Origin of the sequence: Mediterraneibacter sp. ICN-202921 (genome assembly GCF_037890075.1) — a bacterium.
GTDB lineage: Bacteria > Bacillota > Clostridia > Lachnospirales > Lachnospiraceae > Mediterraneibacter > Mediterraneibacter massiliensis.
Genome location: NZ_JBBKBE010000022.1, coordinates 14959 through 32958, shown reverse-complemented (window position 1 = coordinate 32958; position 18000 = coordinate 14959). Strand labels below are relative to the sequence as shown.

At 44.2% G+C, this 18000-nt stretch carries 19 protein-coding genes; 17 read left to right on the top strand and 2 right to left on the bottom strand.

Translation table 11 applies throughout. From position 1 onward, the window contains the following. The 3 genes from WKT01_RS12825 to WKT01_RS12815 all read left to right on the top strand — a co-directional run. A partial coding sequence (locus WKT01_RS12825; protein WP_340312616.1) for an amino acid permease occupies window positions 1-1075 on the top strand: 1075 nt, incomplete at its 5' end. Then, window positions 1068-3008 (top strand): BtpA/SgcQ family protein, encoded by a 1941-nt coding sequence (locus WKT01_RS12820; RefSeq protein ID WP_340312615.1) that lies wholly within the window; start codon window positions 1068-1070, stop codon window positions 3006-3008. The genes WKT01_RS12825 and WKT01_RS12820, both read left to right, overlap by 8 nt. After that, entirely contained in the window at window positions 3005-3922 is a 918-nt protein-coding gene (locus WKT01_RS12815; RefSeq protein ID WP_340312613.1) for a carbohydrate kinase family protein, read from the top strand. Before WKT01_RS12820 ends, WKT01_RS12815 begins: the two co-directional genes overlap by 4 nt. Before the next feature lie 65 nt (window positions 3923-3987). Here WKT01_RS12815 and spoVAC read toward each other — a convergent pair whose 3' ends face one another. Then, window positions 3988-4449 (bottom strand): stage V sporulation protein AC, encoded by a 462-nt coding sequence (gene spoVAC / locus WKT01_RS12810; protein ID WP_059066772.1) that lies wholly within the window; start codon window positions 4447-4449, stop codon window positions 3988-3990. A gap of 137 nt (window positions 4450-4586) precedes the next feature. Between spoVAC and WKT01_RS12805 the strand changes: the two genes are divergently transcribed. From WKT01_RS12805 to WKT01_RS12745, 13 genes are all read left to right on the top strand, one after another. After that, complete coding sequence (locus tag WKT01_RS12805) at window positions 4587-5597, top strand: stage V sporulation protein AD (protein ID WP_059066773.1); 1011 nt, start codon at window positions 4587-4589, stop codon at window positions 5595-5597. Window positions 5598-5612: 15 nt separating this feature from the next. Beyond that, window positions 5613-5969, top strand: a complete 357-nt coding sequence (locus WKT01_RS12800; protein ID WP_059066774.1) for a SpoVA/SpoVAEb family sporulation membrane protein — start codon at window positions 5613-5615, stop codon at window positions 5967-5969. Between the two features lie 156 nt (window positions 5970-6125). Beyond that, window positions 6126-7766: a Na/Pi cotransporter family protein gene (locus WKT01_RS12795; RefSeq protein ID WP_059066775.1), complete on the top strand. Its 1641-nt coding sequence runs from the start codon at window positions 6126-6128 to the stop codon at window positions 7764-7766. A 189-nt stretch (window positions 7767-7955) separates the two neighbouring features. Further along, window positions 7956-8348, top strand: a complete 393-nt coding sequence (locus WKT01_RS12790) for a hypothetical protein (protein ID WP_059066776.1) — start codon at window positions 7956-7958, stop codon at window positions 8346-8348. Next, on the top strand, window positions 8336-8800 hold the full coding sequence (locus WKT01_RS12785) for an NfeD family protein (RefSeq protein ID WP_082667453.1): 465 nt from the start codon (window positions 8336-8338) through the stop codon (window positions 8798-8800). The genes WKT01_RS12790 and WKT01_RS12785 overlap by 13 nt, the downstream gene beginning before the upstream one ends. 3 nt (window positions 8801-8803) lie before the next feature. Further along, window positions 8804-9757 (top strand): SPFH domain-containing protein, encoded by a 954-nt coding sequence (locus WKT01_RS12780; protein WP_059066777.1) that lies wholly within the window; start codon window positions 8804-8806, stop codon window positions 9755-9757. A 201-nt stretch (window positions 9758-9958) separates the two neighbouring features. Then, window positions 9959-10879 (top strand): substrate-binding domain-containing protein, encoded by a 921-nt coding sequence (locus WKT01_RS12775; protein WP_059066885.1) that lies wholly within the window; start codon window positions 9959-9961, stop codon window positions 10877-10879. Window positions 10880-10893: 14 nt separating this feature from the next. Continuing rightward, window positions 10894-11787: a phosphate ABC transporter permease subunit PstC gene (gene pstC, locus WKT01_RS12770; RefSeq protein ID WP_059066778.1), complete on the top strand. Its 894-nt coding sequence runs from the start codon at window positions 10894-10896 to the stop codon at window positions 11785-11787. Then, complete coding sequence (gene pstA / locus WKT01_RS12765) at window positions 11780-12640, top strand: phosphate ABC transporter permease PstA (RefSeq protein WP_059066779.1); 861 nt, start codon at window positions 11780-11782, stop codon at window positions 12638-12640. Before pstC ends, pstA begins: the two co-directional genes overlap by 8 nt. Window positions 12641-12653: 13 nt before the next feature. Then, complete coding sequence (pstB, locus tag WKT01_RS12760) at window positions 12654-13403, top strand: phosphate ABC transporter ATP-binding protein PstB (protein WP_117974973.1); 750 nt, start codon at window positions 12654-12656, stop codon at window positions 13401-13403. Between the two features lie 3 nt (window positions 13404-13406). After that, window positions 13407-14063 carry a phosphate signaling complex protein PhoU gene (phoU, locus tag WKT01_RS12755; RefSeq protein WP_117974974.1) on the top strand — a complete coding sequence of 219 codons (657 nt, stop codon included), beginning with the start codon at window positions 13407-13409 and terminating at the stop codon, window positions 14061-14063. Window positions 14064-14087: 24 nt separating this feature from the next. Further along, complete coding sequence (locus WKT01_RS12750; RefSeq protein ID WP_340312607.1) at window positions 14088-14768, top strand: response regulator transcription factor; 681 nt, start codon at window positions 14088-14090, stop codon at window positions 14766-14768. Then, entirely contained in the window at window positions 14758-16080 is a 1323-nt protein-coding gene (locus tag WKT01_RS12745) for a sensor histidine kinase (protein WP_340312606.1), read from the top strand. Before WKT01_RS12750 ends, WKT01_RS12745 begins: the two co-directional genes overlap by 11 nt. Here the strand turns inward: WKT01_RS12745 and WKT01_RS12740 are convergent. Then, the gene (locus tag WKT01_RS12740) at window positions 16058-16906 is read right to left on the bottom strand and encodes an AraC family transcriptional regulator (protein WP_340312605.1); all 849 of its coding nucleotides are present in this window, start codon (window positions 16904-16906) and stop codon (window positions 16058-16060) included. The two genes, WKT01_RS12745 and WKT01_RS12740, sit on opposite strands and share 23 nt — an antisense overlap. 171 nt (window positions 16907-17077) lie before the next feature. On the opposite strand from WKT01_RS12740, the gene dapF reads away from it, so the two are divergent. Further along, a complete protein-coding gene (dapF, locus tag WKT01_RS12735; RefSeq protein WP_340312604.1) occupies window positions 17078-17935 on the top strand; it encodes a diaminopimelate epimerase in 858 nt (285 codons plus the stop codon). Window positions 17936-18000 lie beyond the last annotated feature (65 nt).

Below are 18000 nucleotides of genomic sequence, written 5' to 3'. Positions count from 1 at the left end.
GTTTTTGACCGGATGGGCGACCTTTTGGGCAAATGACCCGCCGGGAATTGCAGTGGTGGCATTGGCAACCGCACAATATGCAGCCTTTTTGGTGCCGATGAATGGACTGGCTGTAAAACTGGTCGCAGTGGCAGTTATCTTACTCTTTATGCTGATGCATGTGCGCTCCGTAGAAGCAGGAAGCAGAATGAATACGATCCTGACATTTGTTAAGATTTTGCCGTTTATCATCATCATTGGATGTGGTATTTTCTTCCTGAAAGGAGAGCTGATCACCGAACCGGCTGTAGCAGGCGCACCTGTCGGTATTATGGCTCTGCTGGCAGGAGTTTCAGCTACGACCTGGTCGTATGATGGAATGAGTGCATGCTGTTATATGACAGGAGAGATCAAAGATCCGAAAAAGACGATGCCAAGAGCTTTGATCGGATCTGTTTTGATCATCATCGTGCTGTATGTACTTTTGACAACGGTGATCACAGGCATTATACCTTTTGAGAAACTGGTGGAATCCACGGCTCCGCTGGCAGATGCAGCAGCAGGTCTTCCTTTGATCGGAGATTTTGCGGGAAGCTTTATAGCGATCGCGGGTATCATCGTGGTACTGGGAGCGACTTCTTCTGTTATCATGTTCCAGCCCAGACTGGAATATGCCATGGCAAAAGATGGTCTGTTCTTTAAAAGCTTTGGGAAAGTACATCCAAAATACAACACACCTTATTTCTCTATCATCGTACAATGTATGCTGGCGATATTGATGGTCTTTGCTTCTAATATTTCAGATCTTCTGGGATACTTTACGGTCGTTTTATTACTGAAAAATACGATGGCCTTTGTTACGATTTTTGTACATCGTAAGAAAGCAGACTATAATCCGTTATGGAAGGCTCCAGCTTGGAGATTTATGGCAGTCATTTCTATCCTGACGAGCCTGATCCTAGTAGTGTCCACATTTATGTGGTCTGCGCTGCAGAGTATCATTGCTGCTGTGATCGTTGTAGTGACCGGAATGCCTGCATACTATATCTGGACAAAAGCAAAAGAGAAAAACAGGGAGGCAGAGCAGGATGAGTAAAGATATAAAAGAAACATTTGGTACAGAAAAGCCGATCATCGGTATGCTGCACTTAAAAGGAGACAGTGACAAAGAAATACTTGACACAGCGGATAAAGAACTGAAACTTCTGCTGGAAAACGGTGCAGACTGTGTTTTGGTAGAGAATTATTTCGGCACTGTGCAGCAGGCAGAAATGGTTTTGAAATATGTCAGTGAAACATATCCAGATATTTGTTATGGGATCAATCTCCTTCACGATGACGCGCTTGGATTTGAACTGGCAGAAAAATACCATGCGAAGTTTATACAGCTGGATTCTGTTTCGGGACATTTATGCCCGGAAGAGGACGAAAAGTTTGGACGATTTATGACTGAGGCAAGGAAGAAGAGTACAGCTTTTGTGCTTGGAGGCGTAAGATTTAAATATCAGCCATATAGATCCGGACGTCGTCTGGATGAGGATCTGGCGATTGGAATGAAGCGATGTGATGCGATCGTGGTGACGGGAGATGCCACAGGACAGGAAACAAATTTGTCAAAGATCCGTACATTTCGCAGTATGATAGGAGAGTTTCCGCTGTTCGTAGGTGCGGGCATGACTCCCGGGAATGTTGCGGATCAGATGGAAATTGCAGACGGGGCGATCGTGGGAAGCTATTTTAAAGATACATATAAAGATACAGGTGATATATGCGCAGATCATGTGAAAGAATTTATGGATGAAGTAAAGGAAGCACGGAACAATTCTTTTCAAAAAGATATGCCAAAGATAAAAAATATAAGAGAATATTCCACTTATAAAGAGGAACTCTTTGCAGAAGAGACAGATCTTTCGGAATTTGTACAAAAAAATGCTCTTTCCGGAATGGAAGTGTTCATGGACGATGTGATTTCCAGAGATCAGATGCTGTATACAGATGAGGCAGGAAAAGACGCTGTAGTAGAACAGTTGAGAGAAAAAGAAGTGAAAAGGATCCATTGTTCTTATTGGGCTTATCCGACCAGTTTTCTTACAAAGAATAATTTTACAGAGTTGGTGAAGCGGTTTGGAAGTCTGGATGCAGTGAAGGCATATTACGGAGATCTGACAGGGGAGCACATGTACGAAAGATGGCTGCAGGAGTATGAGACAGCGAGTGCGTTAAATGCGCAGGCGTATACATTTCACCTGATCGATTATGCGCCGATCGACGGAAAATGGGAATTTACGATTCCAAGAGAAGAGATTTCCCAGGCAATGATCTATATGATCCAGGAACTCATAAATCGCTTGTTGGAGAGCGGACTTATGACGGAAAACTCTCCGCAGATAGAAGTGGAGAATGCAGGATGGGGATTAGAATACGGACTGCAGACAGCAGAAGATTTTGCGAAAATGTTCCATCAGTTATATGATCCATTTGATAAAGTGAGGATTGGATGGGATATCAATCATCTGCTTCATGCAATCGGTTTTTCCGAGAAAGAGCAGCGTGCGGAATTTTTCCTGACCTATCCGGAAATGACGGAAGAAATGAGGGGGCTGGAGGATAAATATGGAAATATCCAGCAAGTGTTTGCGCAAAAATGGCTGGAGAAAAATCTCTTTAACAGAAGTATCATCGACAAGATTGGCTCTATCCATCTGTCAGACTGTAAGATGAAGACAACAGCATATTTTAAAAATGGAATCCTGATCGGCAAATATAATGAGGTTATGCAAAGTATGGAAAATTGGGAGGATATGGAAGAATACGGAGTGGGGATCGTCCTGAAAGAATACGATTCACATGAGATCCTCTCAGAAGGTATTTTAAGCGGAGTGATCATAAGAACTTTGCTGGCAAGACTGCAGGAGATCAATCCGAACCTTGTAATCTTGCATGAATTAAAGAACAGCAAGGCGCAGATCCAGGCGTTGAAAAAACAAAGAGCTGAGTTGCGGGCAGATGAAGAGGAGGAAGAAGGATGAAATATATCGTAGCAGATCCTACCATCGTCAATGATATAGTGTTTGCAGACGGCAGTAAAAGTACGGGTCATCTGGGCGGTTCTATCTATTGTGTAGAGGGCGTCAAGATCTGGGAGGATGACTGTCTGTACATATCTAATGTAGGAAATGATTTTGAAAACTTTTATGGAGAATGGATGGAAAAAAACGGATGTTCTCTTGCAGGCCTGCAGTACATTCTGCCTCATACACAGTATACAGAGCTTATATACGGAACGGAAGGGCTCCATTCAGAGGCTTCTATATATGGCGAACAAGAAGAAAAGGAAGTAGAAAAATTAGATATTATTTCAGCAGGAGTGATCGCCTCTTATTGTGATGACAAGACAAAGGGAATTTATATTGAAGCTTCAGAGACAAGCGGATTCTGGGAAGAATTGGGGCTGGTGCGCAGTCAAACACAGGCGAAGATCATGTGGGAGATCCCAACTTCAGCGGCTATGACAGAAAACCGTCATGAGAAGGTACTGGAATGTATAAAAAAGACGGATATGTATTCGATCAATTATCCGGAAGCAAGATCTCTTTTCCATGTCGAGACAGAAGAGGAAGCCGTGCAGAAAATAAAAGAATTAAAAGTCCCCTGCTTCTTCCGGGTCGGCAGTAAAGGTTCTTATATGATCGCAGAAGGAAAAGCAGAATTTGCGGCAAGTCTGACAGTCGGACAGATCGTAGACCCGACCGGCTGTGGCAACTGTTCTACGGCAGCGGCTATGTATGGCTGGTGTGAAGGAAATTCTCTGTACCAGACCGCCGTGATGGCGAATATCTCTGCAGCGTATAACTTACTGCAGTACGGTCCACATCCCGCTATTACAAAAGAGGTGCAAGGACAGGCAAAGGCACTTCTAAAAGAAAAAATGCAGCAGAAATAGAGAAAAGATCAGAACTATCCCCTCCATGCCTTTCGGTATGCGAGGGGTGTTGTTTCGTTAACTTTCTATTTTATCGTGATCCATATCCAGTACAGGAGTCCCAGCGCCCAGCTGATCGTAATGCCGTATAGGATCACAGGACCTGCGATCGTGAAGATTTTACAGCCTATGCCGAATACCTGGCCTTCTTTTTTGTATTCAATAGCAGGAGCTGCCACAGAATTGGCAAAGCCAGTAATAGGTACTAGGGCTCCGGCGCCGCCCCATTTTGCCAGGCGGGGATAAATACCTGTCCCTGTCAGGAGTACACTGATCAAGATAAGAAGCAGGGAGGTCCAGCTGCTGCAGTCATCTTTAGACAGATTCCGCAGTTCGCAATACTGGTAGATCACTTGTCCGATAAAACAGATCATACCGCCGGTGAAAAATGCTTTTATCATGTTTGACCATACGTTGTGGACAGGTGTTTTTTTCTTTACATATGCTTCATATTGTTTCTGCTGTTTCATTTTTTGTACACGATCCATTAAAACATCTCCTTTTTTCTGTTAGTATTCTAAAAAAAAAGAAAAGTATACATAATACAGCAGATGTATATTTTCAGAGGAGCCTGGGATAATAAAGAAGAAAAAAGTTGGAAGTACAGGAAAAGGTGAGGAGAATTATGGGACAGATAAAAGGAAGCCAGAGTATTGCCTTTGCACAGGCCCCTTTTTTGATCAGCAGTGCATCAGTGGCTGGCAGCAAGGAAGCGGAGGGACCTCTTGGGAAGCTATTTGATATGGTGAATCAAGATGATTTATTCGGGGCACAGACATGGGAGGAAGCAGAGAGCGCGATGCAAAAAGAAGCCTGTATCCTTGCTTTGGGAAAGGCGCATGTGGAGGCAGAACAGATCAGGTATTTGTATGGAGGCGATCTGCTGCGACAGGGCATTGCGACATCCATGGGAGTGGAGGCGCTGCAGATCCCTATGTTTGGCTTGTATGGAGCTTGTTCAACATCAGGGGAGGCGCTGGCTTTGAGCGCAATGAGTGTTGCGGCTGGATATGGGGATTATATGTTGGCAGTTACGTCCAGCCATTTCGGGAGTGCGGAAAAAGAGTTCCGTTTCCCTCTGGGATATGCGAATCAAAGACCGTTGTCTGCTCATTGGACGGTCACAGGGAGCGGCGCTTTTCTTGTGGGCACACAAAAGAGTCATGTGAGGATCGCAGGCGTGACAGTAGGCAAGATCGTGGATTATGGACTGAAAGATTCGCAAAATATGGGAGCCTGCATGGCTCCGGCAGCAACAGATACGATCGTACAGAATATGAAAGATTTTGAAAGAGAACCGGAGGATTATGACAAGATCATCACAGGAGATTTGGGATATGTAGGACAGTCTATTTTGTTTGATCTGGTCAAGGGAAAAGGATATGATATCCGGAAAAAACATATGGACTGCGGGATGACGATCTTTGATCAGGATACGCAGGATACCCATGCAGGTGGGAGCGGCTGCGGCTGTGCTGCGGTGACGTTGTCTTCTTTCATTCTTCCGAAAATAGAAAAGGGGGAATGGAGGCGTGTGCTGTTTGTGCCCACGGGCGCTTTGATGTCTACGGTGAGTTTCAATGAAGGGGCGAGCGTGCCGGGGATCGCACATGGGATCGTATTAGAACATTGTTGAGAAGGAGAGAAAAACATGGATTATGTAAAGGCGTTTTTAATAGGCGGTCTGATCTGTGCGGTCATACAGATCTTGCTGGACCGTACAAAATTGATGCCGGGGAGAGTGATGGTGCTTCTTGTATGTTCGGGAGCAATCTTAGGATTCTGCAATCTGTATGAACCATTTCTGGAGTTCGCGAAATCAGGCGCAAGTGTTCCCTTGCTCGGATTTGGGAATGTTTTATGGCAAGGTGTGAAGGAGGCGGTGGATAAATACGGCTTCATCGGGATATTTATGGGCGGCTTTAAGGCAAGCGCCGTAGGGATTTCAGCGGCGCTGGTTTTTGGCTATCTTGCTTCTTTTATATTTGAACCTAAAATGAAGAAGTGACGCGGTTATACAGGCACATGTAAAATATAAAGTAAATATGGTTGAAATATAAGTAAAATCTTGTTGTTTTTTGGGGATGATAATGGTATCGTAAATATGTACTATACTTTGATATGGTATGAAGGATAAAATGAGGGAATACCTTAGGAGGAAAATATGAATTATGTAAATATCATCATCCCTTTTGTCGGGGGTCTGGGCATGTTTATTTATGGTATGCAGATCATGGCGCAGGGACTTGAAAATGCAGCCGGAAGTAAAATGAAGACACTGCTGGAAGCTCTGACAAAGAATAAATTCTTTGGTGTCTTGCTGGGAGCATTGATCACTGCAGTGATCCAGAGCTCATCAGCTACAACAGTCATGGTAGTTGGTTTTGTAAATGCGGGCATCATGAATCTGGGACAGGCGATGGGCGTCATCATGGGAGCAAATATCGGAACGACAGTGACCGGATGGCTGGTTTCCAGTGTGGAGTGGGCCAAATTTTTAAGTCCGGGCAATATTGCCCCAATCGCTGTGATGGCTGGAGTTGTCGTTATGCTCACAGGCAAGAGACGCTCCACAAAAGATATTTCCAGTGTCATTATTGGATTTGGACTTCTATTTATCGGCATTACTATGATGTCATCTGCTGTGGCACCATTGCAGGAATCAGAAGGCTTCCGAAATATTTTCGTGACGCTGGGGCATAATCCATTCCTGGGAATCATAGCAGGCGCTCTTGTGACAGCAGTCATTCAGAGTTCCTCAGCTTCTGTGGGAATTCTGCAGAGTCTGGCGGCGGCAGGATTGGTTCCGTTTAACGCGGCGGTCTATATCATCATGGGACAGAACATAGGAACATGTGTGACGGCGATCATGTCCAGTATTGGAGCAAAGAAAACGGCGAAGACAGCAGCGATCATGCATCTGTTGTTTAATATCATCGGAACAGTTATTTTCAGTGTTGTCGGGATCATATTCTTTACAGTTGTGAATCCACAGGCGGGATTGGGAATGATCACGCAGACAGAGATCAGTACGGTGCATACGATTTTTAATATAGGGACTACAGTCCTCTTGTTCCCTGTATCGGACTGGATCATTAAGCTGGCGAAGAAGATTGAAAAAGAAGATGCGGCAGAGATGGATGACAGCAAAGTGCTTTTAGATGAAAGAATGTTGGAGACACCGGGAATCGCGCTGCAGTCTGTTGTCAGTGAAGTATGCCGTATGGGAAAAATCGTCACAGAGACGATGCATAAATCTAAAACGGTCATGTTTACACAGGATTATCAAGATATTTTGGATATTAAAGAGGAAGAAAATATCGTAGATGGTCTGTGTGGAGGGATTACCAATTATGTGATCAAGCTGAATTCTCTTTCCATCAATGAAAAGGAACATCAGTATATTGCCAGTCTCCTTCAGATCCTGTCGGATATAGAACGTGTCAGTGATTACTGTGAAAATATTTCTGAGTTTGCGGAAACCTTGAAGGATCGGAAAACTACATTTTCAGATGTGGGAAGAGAAGAACTGCAGGAGATGATCAGCGTCTGTGCAGACAGTTTCCGCTATGCAGTAGAAGCCTTGGAAGAAAACAGCAAAGAAAAAGCTCTGAAAGTAATTGAGAAAGAAAGCCAGGCAGATGAACTGGAGATTCGATTAAGAGCGGATCACATGAAGCGGTTAGCGAAAAACCAGTGCGGTACAGACGCAGGAATCGTATTTTTAGATGCCCTGGTATGTCTAGAGAGGATTTCAGACCACTCCAGAAATATTGCGGAAGAGATTCTTACGATTACAGCCTAGAGAAGTCCCCCGATCCTTGTGATATCATATCGCAAGGATCGGGTGTTTTTTAATTTTTATACGGTTGGAGATATCGGTGGATAGTTTTACAAATCGATAGAAAAATGTATGTGGATAATGAATAATTGTAGAATCTCTATACATATGCTACAATGAAAAAAATGCAATAAGGAAGTACAGTGTGAAGAAATGAAAGGTAAAAGATGTAATTTATGCGGCGGCAGGCTGAAAGAGAATCGCTGTGAATTTTGCGGACTGGATAATTCCATATATGAGAGGGAAAGGAATATGGAAAGAGGGCAGAATCTGCATATGGAAAAGAAGCCCCAGTCTAAAGAAAGCGCGGTGGAGAAAAAAATACAGCTAAGGCAAACAGAAAAACAGCGTGTGCATAACAAAAAAAGTACATATAAAACAGTGGCTCCACGCAGAAAAATAGGGTGTCTTACCTGGTTTATCATCTTGGCGATCATATTTTTTGCCATTCTGCCGATATTGGAACAAGTGGGTGAAAAATTGTGGGATGAGTTTGCGGCGCCCAGATATTATATTGGAGAGGAGCGGATGATATGGAAGGGATGATCACGACGATTGCAGGAAGAAATGTCATCTGGCTGGCGATCTTTATCATTTTGTTGCTCATAGAGGCGCTGACGGTAGGGCTCGTGACTATCTGGTTTGCGGGAGGCGCGTTGGCAGCCATTGCGGTAAATTCCCTGGGGATAGGTCTTGTCGGGCAGGGTGCTGTCTTTTTGCTTGTTTCTTGTCTTTTATTTGTGTTTACCAGGCCGTGGGCTATGAAATACATAAATAAGAAGCGGATAAAAACAAATTATGAAAAAGAGATCGGGAAAGTGATCAAGATATCCGAAAGGGTAGATAATCTTGCGCAGTCAGGAAAGAGTGTGGTGGATGGACAGGAATGGACAGTGCGTGCAGCAGCGGATAAGGAAATATTGGAAATCGGAGAACTGGCGAAAGTCATTGCGGTTTCCGGGGTAAAATTAATCGTAGAGAAATATAAGGAGGAATAAGCGATGGATATAATCAGTTTGGGAGGTCTGTTTTTTATTGTTTTCGTGATTCTTGTTGTATTGGTGTTAGTCTCTTGTGTAAAAATCGTGCATCAGGCGCAGGCTGTTGTTTTAGAGCGATTAGGCGCATATCAGGCAACATGGAATACAGGGCTGCATTTTAAGATCCCCATTATAGATAGGGTCGCAAGGAGGATCGATTTAAAAGAGCAGGTGGTAGATTTTGCGCCCCAGCCGGTCATCACAAAGGATAATGTTACTATGCAGATCGATACGGTCGTATTCTATCAGATCACGGATCCGAAGATGTTCTGTTATGGCGTGGCCAACCCGATCATAGCCATAGAGAATCTGACGGCGACTACTCTGCGTAATATCATAGGAGATCTGGAACTGGATCAGACGCTGACTTCCCGGGAGACGATCAATACGCGGATGAGAGCAGAACTTGATCTGGCAACAGATCCATGGGGAATCAAAGTAAACAGGGTAGAACTGAAAAATATTATACCACCCACGGCAATCCGGGATGCGATGGAAAAACAGATGAAAGCAGAACGTGAAAGACGTGAAGCAATCCTGCGGGCAGAAGGAGAAAAGAAATCCACCGTTCTTGTGGCGGAAGGACAGAAAGAATCTCTCATCCTGGAAGCAGAAGCGGAAAAGCAGGCGGCAATCTTACGTGCAGAAGCGGAAAAAGAGAAGATGATACGGGAAGCGGAAGGTGAGGCAGAGGCGATATTAAAAGTACAGCAGGCAACTGCGGATGGTTTGCGTTTTTTGAAGGAAGCTGGGGCGGACCAGGCGGTATTGACATTAAAGAGCCTGGAGGCATTTGAAAAGGCGGCAGACGGCAGAGCAACGAAGATCATCGTACCTTCTAAGATCCAGGAAATAGCAGGACTTGTGAAATCGATTACAGAAGTAGCGGCGGATGAAGAAGACAAGAAAGAATAAAAACAGAAAATAAGAATAGGGGTATACAGAACAGCTTATCCACATACCAGAAAAAAGGGCGTGGATAAGCTGTTTTTTTCATTTTACATAGATTTAACACAGGGATGATTTTACATTTTACATTGCTTCTTTATGATGTTCAATGTGAAGAAAATAAAAAATATAACCACAGATGGAAACGAAGTAAAGGAGATTATGGATATGAAGATGAAAAAGTTTATTGCAGCAGCAGCTATAGTAAGTATGATGGCAGCGGCATTGACAGGATGTGGTTCCGGAGATTCTGACGCGGCAAATGCAGAAGACGGCAGCAAAACAGCTGCTTCAGAATGGGACAGCGCAAACGACATTACGGTCGTATCCCGTGAGGATGGTTCCGGAACAAGAGGCGCATTTATCGAATTGTTCGGTGTAGAAGAAGAAGTGGACGGCGAAAAAGTCGATATGACAACAGAAGGAGCACAGATTACAAATAGTACTTCTGTTATGCTTACAACAGTTGCAGGCGATGAATATGCGATCGGATATGTATCACTTGGTTCTCTGGACGACACAGTAAAGGCAGTAAAGATCGACGGAGCAGAGGCTACGGCAGAAAATATCAAATCCGGTACATACAAAGTGTCCAGACCATTTAATATTGCGACAAAAGCAGACTTAGACAATGAAGTGGCAGCAGACTTTATAAACTTTATCATGAGTGAAGAAGGACAAAAAGTAATTGCTGACAATGGATATATCCCGGTAGATGATGTGAAAGCTTTTGAGGGAACACAGCCTTCTGGAAAGGCAGTAGTCGGAGGATCTTCCTCTGTATCACCGGTTATGGAAAAGCTGGCAGAAGCATACAAGGAAGTAAATCCAAATGCAGAGATCGAGCTGCAGACATCAGATTCGACGACGGGTATGACCTCAGCGATAGATGGAAGCTATGATATCGGCATGGCATCCAGAGAGTTAAAAGATGAAGAGTTAGCAAAAGGGCTTACAGCAACAGTGATCGCGACAGATGGAATTGCTGTTATCATAAACAAAACAAACCCGGCAGAAGACATGGCAGCAGATCAGGTGAAGGCAATCTATACCGGAGAAGCTCTTTCCTGGGATGAGGTAGTAGAATAAGAGGAAAAGAAAATATGAAATCAAAAGCATGGACTGAAAAATTCATGCAGGGAGTGTTCTTCATTGCCGCCTGCGCCTCGGTGCTGGCGGTAGCTCTCATTTGTGTGTTTCTGTTTGCAAATGGTATCCCTGCGATGAAAGAGATTGGAATTGTGGAATTTATTATGGGCAAGCTGTGGAAACCGAATAATAATCTGTATGGTGTTTTGCCCATGATCATAGGAAGTTTATATGTGACGGCGGGAGCAATTGTATTTGGAGTACCGATTGGGATCCTGACGTCTGTTTTTATGGCAATGTACTGTCCGAAGGCGGTTTATAAACCTTTAAAAGCTGCGACAGAGCTGCTTGCGGGCATCCCGTCTGTTGTATACGGATTTTTTGGGCTTGTCGTATTGGTACCATGGATACGTGAATTTGGAAGAACATTGAAACAGGCAGATGTGGTAAATACTTCTGGAAATGGAAGTGGGATTCTGACAGCTTCCATTTTGCTCGGGATGATGATCCTGCCGACGATTATCGGGACAACAGAGAGTGCTATACGTGCAGTACCAGAACATTATTACGAAGGTGCTCTGGCGCTTGGAGCTACACATGAGAGAAGTATCTTCACCGTTGTCATCCCTGCGGCAAAATCGGGAGTGATCGCCGGGATCGTACTCGGCATAGGACGCGCGATCGGCGAAACAATGGCTGTGATCATGGTGGCGGGAAACCAGACATGGATACCGGACAGCCTGCTAAAAGGAGTCCGTACATTGACTGCGAATATCGTAATAGAAATGGGATATGCGACAGGACTGCACAGAGAAGCACTGATCGCAACCGGCGTGGTGCTGTTCGTATTTATTTTGATCATCAATTTCAGTGTAGCACTGTTAAAGAGGAGGACAAGAAATGAGTAATCAGATATCTGTCAGAGAAAAACTAAAAACCTATCTGAAGCATCCGGGCTCCCTTATACTTATGCTGCTTGTCATGCTTGCTGCGTTCCTGACATTTGTCGTATTGCTGTTTCTGATCGTGTATATACTGGCAAACGGGCTACCGCATATTAAACCTTCTTTATTTTCCCTGCACTATACGTCGGAGAATGCGTCACTTATGCCGGCGCTTATCAATACGGTCGTGATGACGCTGCTGTCTCTTCTTGTGGCTGTTCCGTTCGGGATATTTTCTGCTATTTTTCTTGTAGAATATGCGGGGAGAGGAAATAAATTCATCGGAGTGATCCGCCTGACGACAGAGACGCTTTCCGGTATCCCGTCGATCGTATATGGACTGTTTGGCATGCTGTTTTTTGTCAATACATTGGATTGGGGCTTTTCTATTCTTGCAGGGGCATTTACTCTTGCGATCATGATACTGCCGCTTATCATGCGGACTACAGAAGAAGCATTAAAAGCAGTGCCGGATACCTACAGAGAAGGAAGCTTTGGTGTGGGAGCGGGAAAGCTTAGAACCGTATTTCGTATTGTTCTGCCTTCTGCGATCCCGGGGATCCTGGCAGGTGTGATCCTGGCGATCGGCAGAATCGTGGGAGAAACCGCGGCGCTTATCTATACGGCGGGAACTGTGGCAAAAGTACCATCCAGCGTGATGGGTTCTGGCCGTACCCTGGCAGTACATATGTATAATCTGTCGAGTGAAGGATTGTATATGGATCAGGCGTATGCGACGGCGGTCATACTGCTCGTTCTGGTAGTGGGGATCAATACACTTTCGAGCGTGATCGCAAGAAAATTGACAAAAGCATAGAAAGGTAGAAAAAATGGGAAAGATCAGTATTAAAAATTTGGATTTATACTACGGAGATTTTAAAGCTTTAAAAGATATAGATCTGGAGATAGAAGCAAATAAAATCACGGCATTTATCGGACCGAGTGGTTGTGGGAAATCGACCTTGTTAAAATCGATCAACCGTATGAACGACCTTGTGGAAGGGTGTCGTATTGAAGGGGAGATTCTTTTAGAAGGAGAAAATATTTATAAAGGGATGGATGTCAATCTACTGAGGAAAAGAGTGGGCATGGTATTTCAAAAACCGAATCCGTTCCCAATGAGTATATATGACAATATCGCCTATGGCCCGCGTACACACGGGATACGCTCTAAATCTAAATTAGACGATATTGTGGAAAAATCTCTGCGAAACGCGGCGATATGGGAAGAATGTAAAGACCGGCTTAAGAAGAGCGCGCTTGGTATGTCGGGAGGCCAGCAGCAGAGACTGTGCATTGCACGTGCGTTGGCAGTAGAGCCGGAGGTGCTTTTGATGGATGAGCCAACTTCAGCGTTAGACCCGATTTCTACATCTAAAATTGAGGACCTTGCGATGGAATTGAAAAAAGATTATACTATTGTCATGGTAACACATAATATGCAGCAGGCTGTACGTGTATCAGACAATACTGCGTTTTTCCTGTTAGGTGAAGTGATAGAATACAACGATACAGAGAAGTTGTTTTCAATACCGGCGGATAAAAGAACAGAGGATTATATTACAGGGAGGTTTGGTTGATTTATGCGAAATCGTTTTGACAGACAGTTACAATTGTTGGATGAACAGCTTACTCATATGGGGGAATTGTGCGAGATTGCGATCGCAAAGGCGACAGAGGCCTTGCAGCAGGGGAACGTAGAACAGGCGAAGGCGGTCATGGAAGCAGACGAAGAGATCGATCAGATGGAAAAGGATATAGAGCGGCTGTGTCTGAAACTTCTATTGCAGCAGCAGCCTGTGGCGAAAGACCTAAGGAGAATCTCCGCTGCTTTGAAGATGATCACAGATATGGAGCGTATCGGCGATCAGACCGCTGATATAGCGGAAATTGTGATTTCTGCCAACCAGGTAACGGAGGTAGACATTAAGAAGATCGGCGTTATGGCGGCTGCGGCAAGCAAAATGGTGCGTGAGAGCGTAACGGCATATGTGCAGAAGGATCTGGAGCTTGCCCGGAAGGTTATGTTAGAAGATGATACCGTAGACGGTTATTTTAATGAGATCAGAGATGAGATGATCGCTTATATCAAAGAAGAACAAGGTCATAACGGCGGCAAGATCTTTGATCTGATCATGGTGACAAAATATTTGGAGCGTATCGGCGATCATGCTACGAATATTGCAGAATGGGTAGAATTTTCCATTACAGGCGTACATAAAGACGGCGCGAAGATTTAAAAGCGGATTGAAGGAGAAGATAAGATGATCTATTGCGTAGAGGATGATGACAACATCCGCGAACTTGTGATATATACATTGGAATCTACAGGGCTAAAGGCAAAAGGGTTTGCTGATGGCAAAGCATTTATGGAGGCTTTGGCGTTCGATACGCCAGAGCTTATTTTGCTTGATATTATGCTGCCAGGTGATGACGGTCTGACTCTCTTGAAAAAGCTGAAAGGTTCTTCTAAGACAAAGGATATTCCGGTGATCATGGTAACGGCAAAAGGCGCGGAATATGATAAAGTCATCGGACTGGACTCCGGAGCGGATGACTATGTGGCTAAACCATTTGGGATGATGGAACTGGTTTCCAGGATCAAGGCGGTTCTTAGAAGAAGCGGGCAGATACCGGATAAGGCAGATCTGGAGATCGAAGGTGTACTTATGAATGTCAAAAAGCATGAAGTGACAGTGGATGGAGAACCGGTGACCTTAACGCTTAAAGAGTTTGAATTACTTGAAAGACTGATGAGAAACCAGAATATTGTGCTGACAAGAGATCAGCTTCTGATGGATATATGGGGGTATGATTTTGACGGAGAGACCCGTACGGTGGATGTGCATATCCGTACGCTGCGTCAGAAACTTGGAGATAAAGGCTGGATCATTGAGACTGTAAGAGGGGTAGGATATCGAGCAGGAGGAGCAAATGAAGGCTAAGATCCAGAGAAGCATGGTTTTTGTGCTGGTGGGAACGTTACTTCTTTTTTATATTTTACTGTCGATACTTTTATATAACCGAAATCTTTCCCTTTTGCAGGAAGAAGTCAGGCAGGAAGCAAGATATATCCGTACAGCGATCAATATCTCGGGCTCCCAGTATCTGCAAAAGATGGATGAAGTAGATTTAAACACTCGTGTGACCCGGATCGATAAAAACGGGAATGTACTCTACGATTCAAAGAGCGCAGGAAAGACAGAGGAGAACCATAGGGAGCGTGCAGAGGTAAAAGAGGCGCTGAAAAAAGGATACGGTGAAGATGTGCGGATGTCCAATACAGTAGGCCAGGAATTATACTATTATGCCCTTCTTCTGGATGACGGCACGGTCCTTCGTGTTGCAAAGACGATGGACAGCCTCGTATATACGGCAGTGCACGTACTGCCGTATATGGGAGTGCTGATGGTCGTCATGATCTTGATCGCCTTGCTCCTGGCAAAATGGCAGACCGCCCGTCTGATCAAACCGATCAATGAGCTCGATCTGGAAGCGCCTCTTGAAAATCCTGTCTATGAAGAATTGCTTCCTTTTTTAGAAGCAATGGACAGGCAAAATAAAGAAAAAGAAGCAGTTGCCAATATGAGAAAGGAATTTTCGGCAAATGTCTCCCATGAACTGAAAACACCGCTTACCTCTATTTCCGGTTACGCGGAGATCATGAAAAACGGTATGGTGCGCCCTTCGGATATGCCAAAGTTTTCAGAGCGTATATATAAAGAAGCCAGGCGTCTGATCACGTTGGTGGAGGATATCATCAAATTATCCAAGCTGGATGAAGAATCTATTGAGACGGAAAAATCAGAAGTAGATTTATTTGAACTGTGCAGAGAGATCGTAAGCCGTCTTGCTCTCCAGGCGTCGAATAAGAAAGTACAGCTTTCTGTGACGGGGGAGCCGGTTATGTACTTTGGGATCAGGCAGATCCTAGACGAGATGATCTATAATCTATGTGAGAATGCGATCAAATATAATGTGGAAGGTGGAAAAGTGGCGGTATGGGTCGGCAATACGCTGGAAGGTCCTAAAGTAGTCGTAACAGATACTGGTATCGGTATTCCAAAAGAACATCAGGAGCGTATATTTGAACGTTTTTACCGAGTGGATAAAAGTCATTCCAAGGAGACCGGCGGAACGGGCTTAGGATTGTCCATTGTAAAGCATGGTGCGCTTCTGCATGGGGCAAAAGTATCTGTTGACAGCAGCAAGGGTCAAGGAACGAAAATGGAGATCAAGTTTCCAAGGGAGGCGTGACTTGGCGGGGCGTCTCATGAAACTGCTGCTTATATGCTCTTGAGAATGTAGAGTAGTCGCGAAAACCGCAGGCAAAGCAGGCCTGTGTGACCGGAGTGCCGGTACAGATGAGATCCCGCGCAAGTAAAAGGCGCCGGCAATTGATGTAGGATTTGATCGTATATCCGGTCTCAGCTTTAAACAGCCGCATCATATGGTATTTACTGATATAAAAAGTTTTAGAAAGCAGCTCTATATCAAGTGGTTCTGTCAAATGTGCATGAATATAATGCAGGATATCCAGTACTTTTTCATTACACAGAGCAGTATCGAGAAATTCGATCCGGTTTTTGAGAGCTGCGCGGTTTAAATGGATCATAAATTCTAAAAATAAAACCTGACGATATAAGTCGTTTGCATATTCGGTGTCAGAAAAGGAATGTTCCAGTCTGCCGGCGATCTTGAAAAGTGTACTTTTTTCAAGAGAGGGGATCCTAAGGACGTTGGAATGTTCCTCTTTTGCTTTCTGGAAGCAGAGACTTAGATCATAGTCTTCGCTGCGGTAAGCGTGCATGAAAGACGGAGATATATAGACAATGAGCCGCTCATAGGGAACACCAGGCTCTGCTAGGACCCGGTGAATGTCGTTTCGGTTTACGAGGACAATATCGTATGGTTTTAGTGTGTAGGTTTTTCCCTCGACATAATACTGTACATTCCCTTTGATAAAAATGGTGATCTTGTGGAAGTCATGGTAATGGAATGAGAACTCCTTCTGCATAGTATCGGTCAGATGAAAAATACGGAAATCACTGTTTAAATAGCCTCGCTTATTATAATTTGGCATCAGATAACCTCCCAGAAATTTTGGATCATACAGGTTTGCTGTAAATGAGAAGTCTGCTAAATAGGTATTTCTTATATTATAGAGCATTATTTGCAATATAGAAAGCATAATATAAGTACTATATGAAAAAAATGCTTGATATAATAAAAGAAATAGGAGGTGTGCGAGAGCATGAAAATACAATTAGAAAGATATCATGGACTTGGAAATGATTATTTGGTATATGATCCAAATAAAAATGAAATGCCATTAAATGAGCAGAATGTAAAAGCTCTGTGTGACCGCCATACAGGGGCAGGAGCAGACGGTATTCTGGAGGGACCTCTTCTTGACGAAAAGCAGATGGGGGTGCGGATCTGGAATCCGGACGGGAGTATCGCTGAGAAAAGCGGAAATGGAGTGCGCATATTTGCCAAATATTTAAAAGATGCAGAATATGTCCAGAAGAAGCAGTATCTTCTTAGGACGGACGGCGGCATGGTGGAAATCGCTTACTTAAATGAAGTGGGCAGCAGGCTGCGGATCTCTATGGGAATTTTGTGCTTTAACAGCAGTCAGATCCCGGTGATTGGAGAGCCTAGAGAAGTGATCAACGAGGATATGGTGTTTGGGAACAGTCTTTATCCGGCGACGTGTGTGTCTATCGGCAATCCACACTGTGTGATTCCGATGAAAGAAATTTCGAAAGAATTGGTCTGCAAGATTGGTACACATTCCGAGTGTGCCAGATATTTTCCGGAGAGAGTGAATACGGAGATCATGAAGGTGATAGACAGAAATAACATTGCGATAGAGACATATGAGCGCGGAGCAGGGTATACGATGGCGAATGGAACAGGCGCATGTGCTGCGGCCGGAGTTGCGTATAAACTGGGATTAAGCGGAAATAAAGTGATCGTGCATATGCCGGGCGGAGAACTGCAGATAGAGATTGACGAGAACTGGAAAGCGTATATGACCGGGGAAGTATTCTATGTAGCGGAGATACGTCTGGGAAATGAATTTGCAGAATTGCTTCGGACATTGTGAAAAAAGTGGATTGCTAGATAGAGTATCGCACTAATGATTGGTGCGATACTCCTTTTTGGATACAA

What these genes read in the sequence shown, in the direction of transcription:
- WKT01_RS12745 (WP_340312606.1), top strand. Translation starts at nt 14,758, where the DNA reads ATGAAGGCTAAGATCCAGAGAAGCATGGTTTTTGTGCTGGTGGGAACG.
- WKT01_RS12805 (WP_059066773.1), top strand. Translation starts at nt 4,587, where the DNA reads ATGGGACAGATAAAAGGAAGCCAGAGTATTGCCTTTGCACAGGCCCCT.
- WKT01_RS12785 (WP_082667453.1), top strand. Translation starts at nt 8,336, where the DNA reads ATGGAAGGGATGATCACGACGATTGCAGGAAGAAATGTCATCTGGCTG.
- WKT01_RS12820 (WP_340312615.1), top strand. Translation starts at nt 1,068, where the DNA reads ATGAGTAAAGATATAAAAGAAACATTTGGTACAGAAAAGCCGATCATC.
- WKT01_RS12815 (WP_340312613.1), top strand. Translation starts at nt 3,005, where the DNA reads ATGAAATATATCGTAGCAGATCCTACCATCGTCAATGATATAGTGTTT.
- dapF (WP_340312604.1), top strand. Translation starts at nt 17,078, where the DNA reads ATGAAAATACAATTAGAAAGATATCATGGACTTGGAAATGATTATTTG.
- WKT01_RS12740 (WP_340312605.1), bottom strand. Translation starts at nt 16,906, where the DNA reads ATGCCAAATTATAATAAGCGAGGCTATTTAAACAGTGATTTCCGTATT.
- phoU (WP_117974974.1), top strand. Translation starts at nt 13,407, where the DNA reads ATGCGAAATCGTTTTGACAGACAGTTACAATTGTTGGATGAACAGCTT.
- pstB (WP_117974973.1), top strand. Translation starts at nt 12,654, where the DNA reads ATGGGAAAGATCAGTATTAAAAATTTGGATTTATACTACGGAGATTTT.
- pstA (WP_059066779.1), top strand. Translation starts at nt 11,780, where the DNA reads ATGAGTAATCAGATATCTGTCAGAGAAAAACTAAAAACCTATCTGAAG.
- WKT01_RS12775 (WP_059066885.1), top strand. Translation starts at nt 9,959, where the DNA reads ATGAAGATGAAAAAGTTTATTGCAGCAGCAGCTATAGTAAGTATGATG.
- WKT01_RS12800 (WP_059066774.1), top strand. Translation starts at nt 5,613, where the DNA reads ATGGATTATGTAAAGGCGTTTTTAATAGGCGGTCTGATCTGTGCGGTC.
- WKT01_RS12750 (WP_340312607.1), top strand. Translation starts at nt 14,088, where the DNA reads ATGATCTATTGCGTAGAGGATGATGACAACATCCGCGAACTTGTGATA.
- WKT01_RS12790 (WP_059066776.1), top strand. Translation starts at nt 7,956, where the DNA reads ATGAAAGGTAAAAGATGTAATTTATGCGGCGGCAGGCTGAAAGAGAAT.
- pstC (WP_059066778.1), top strand. Translation starts at nt 10,894, where the DNA reads ATGAAATCAAAAGCATGGACTGAAAAATTCATGCAGGGAGTGTTCTTC.
- spoVAC (WP_059066772.1), bottom strand. Translation starts at nt 4,449, where the DNA reads ATGGATCGTGTACAAAAAATGAAACAGCAGAAACAATATGAAGCATAT.
- WKT01_RS12795 (WP_059066775.1), top strand. Translation starts at nt 6,126, where the DNA reads ATGAATTATGTAAATATCATCATCCCTTTTGTCGGGGGTCTGGGCATG.
- WKT01_RS12780 (WP_059066777.1), top strand. Translation starts at nt 8,804, where the DNA reads ATGGATATAATCAGTTTGGGAGGTCTGTTTTTTATTGTTTTCGTGATT.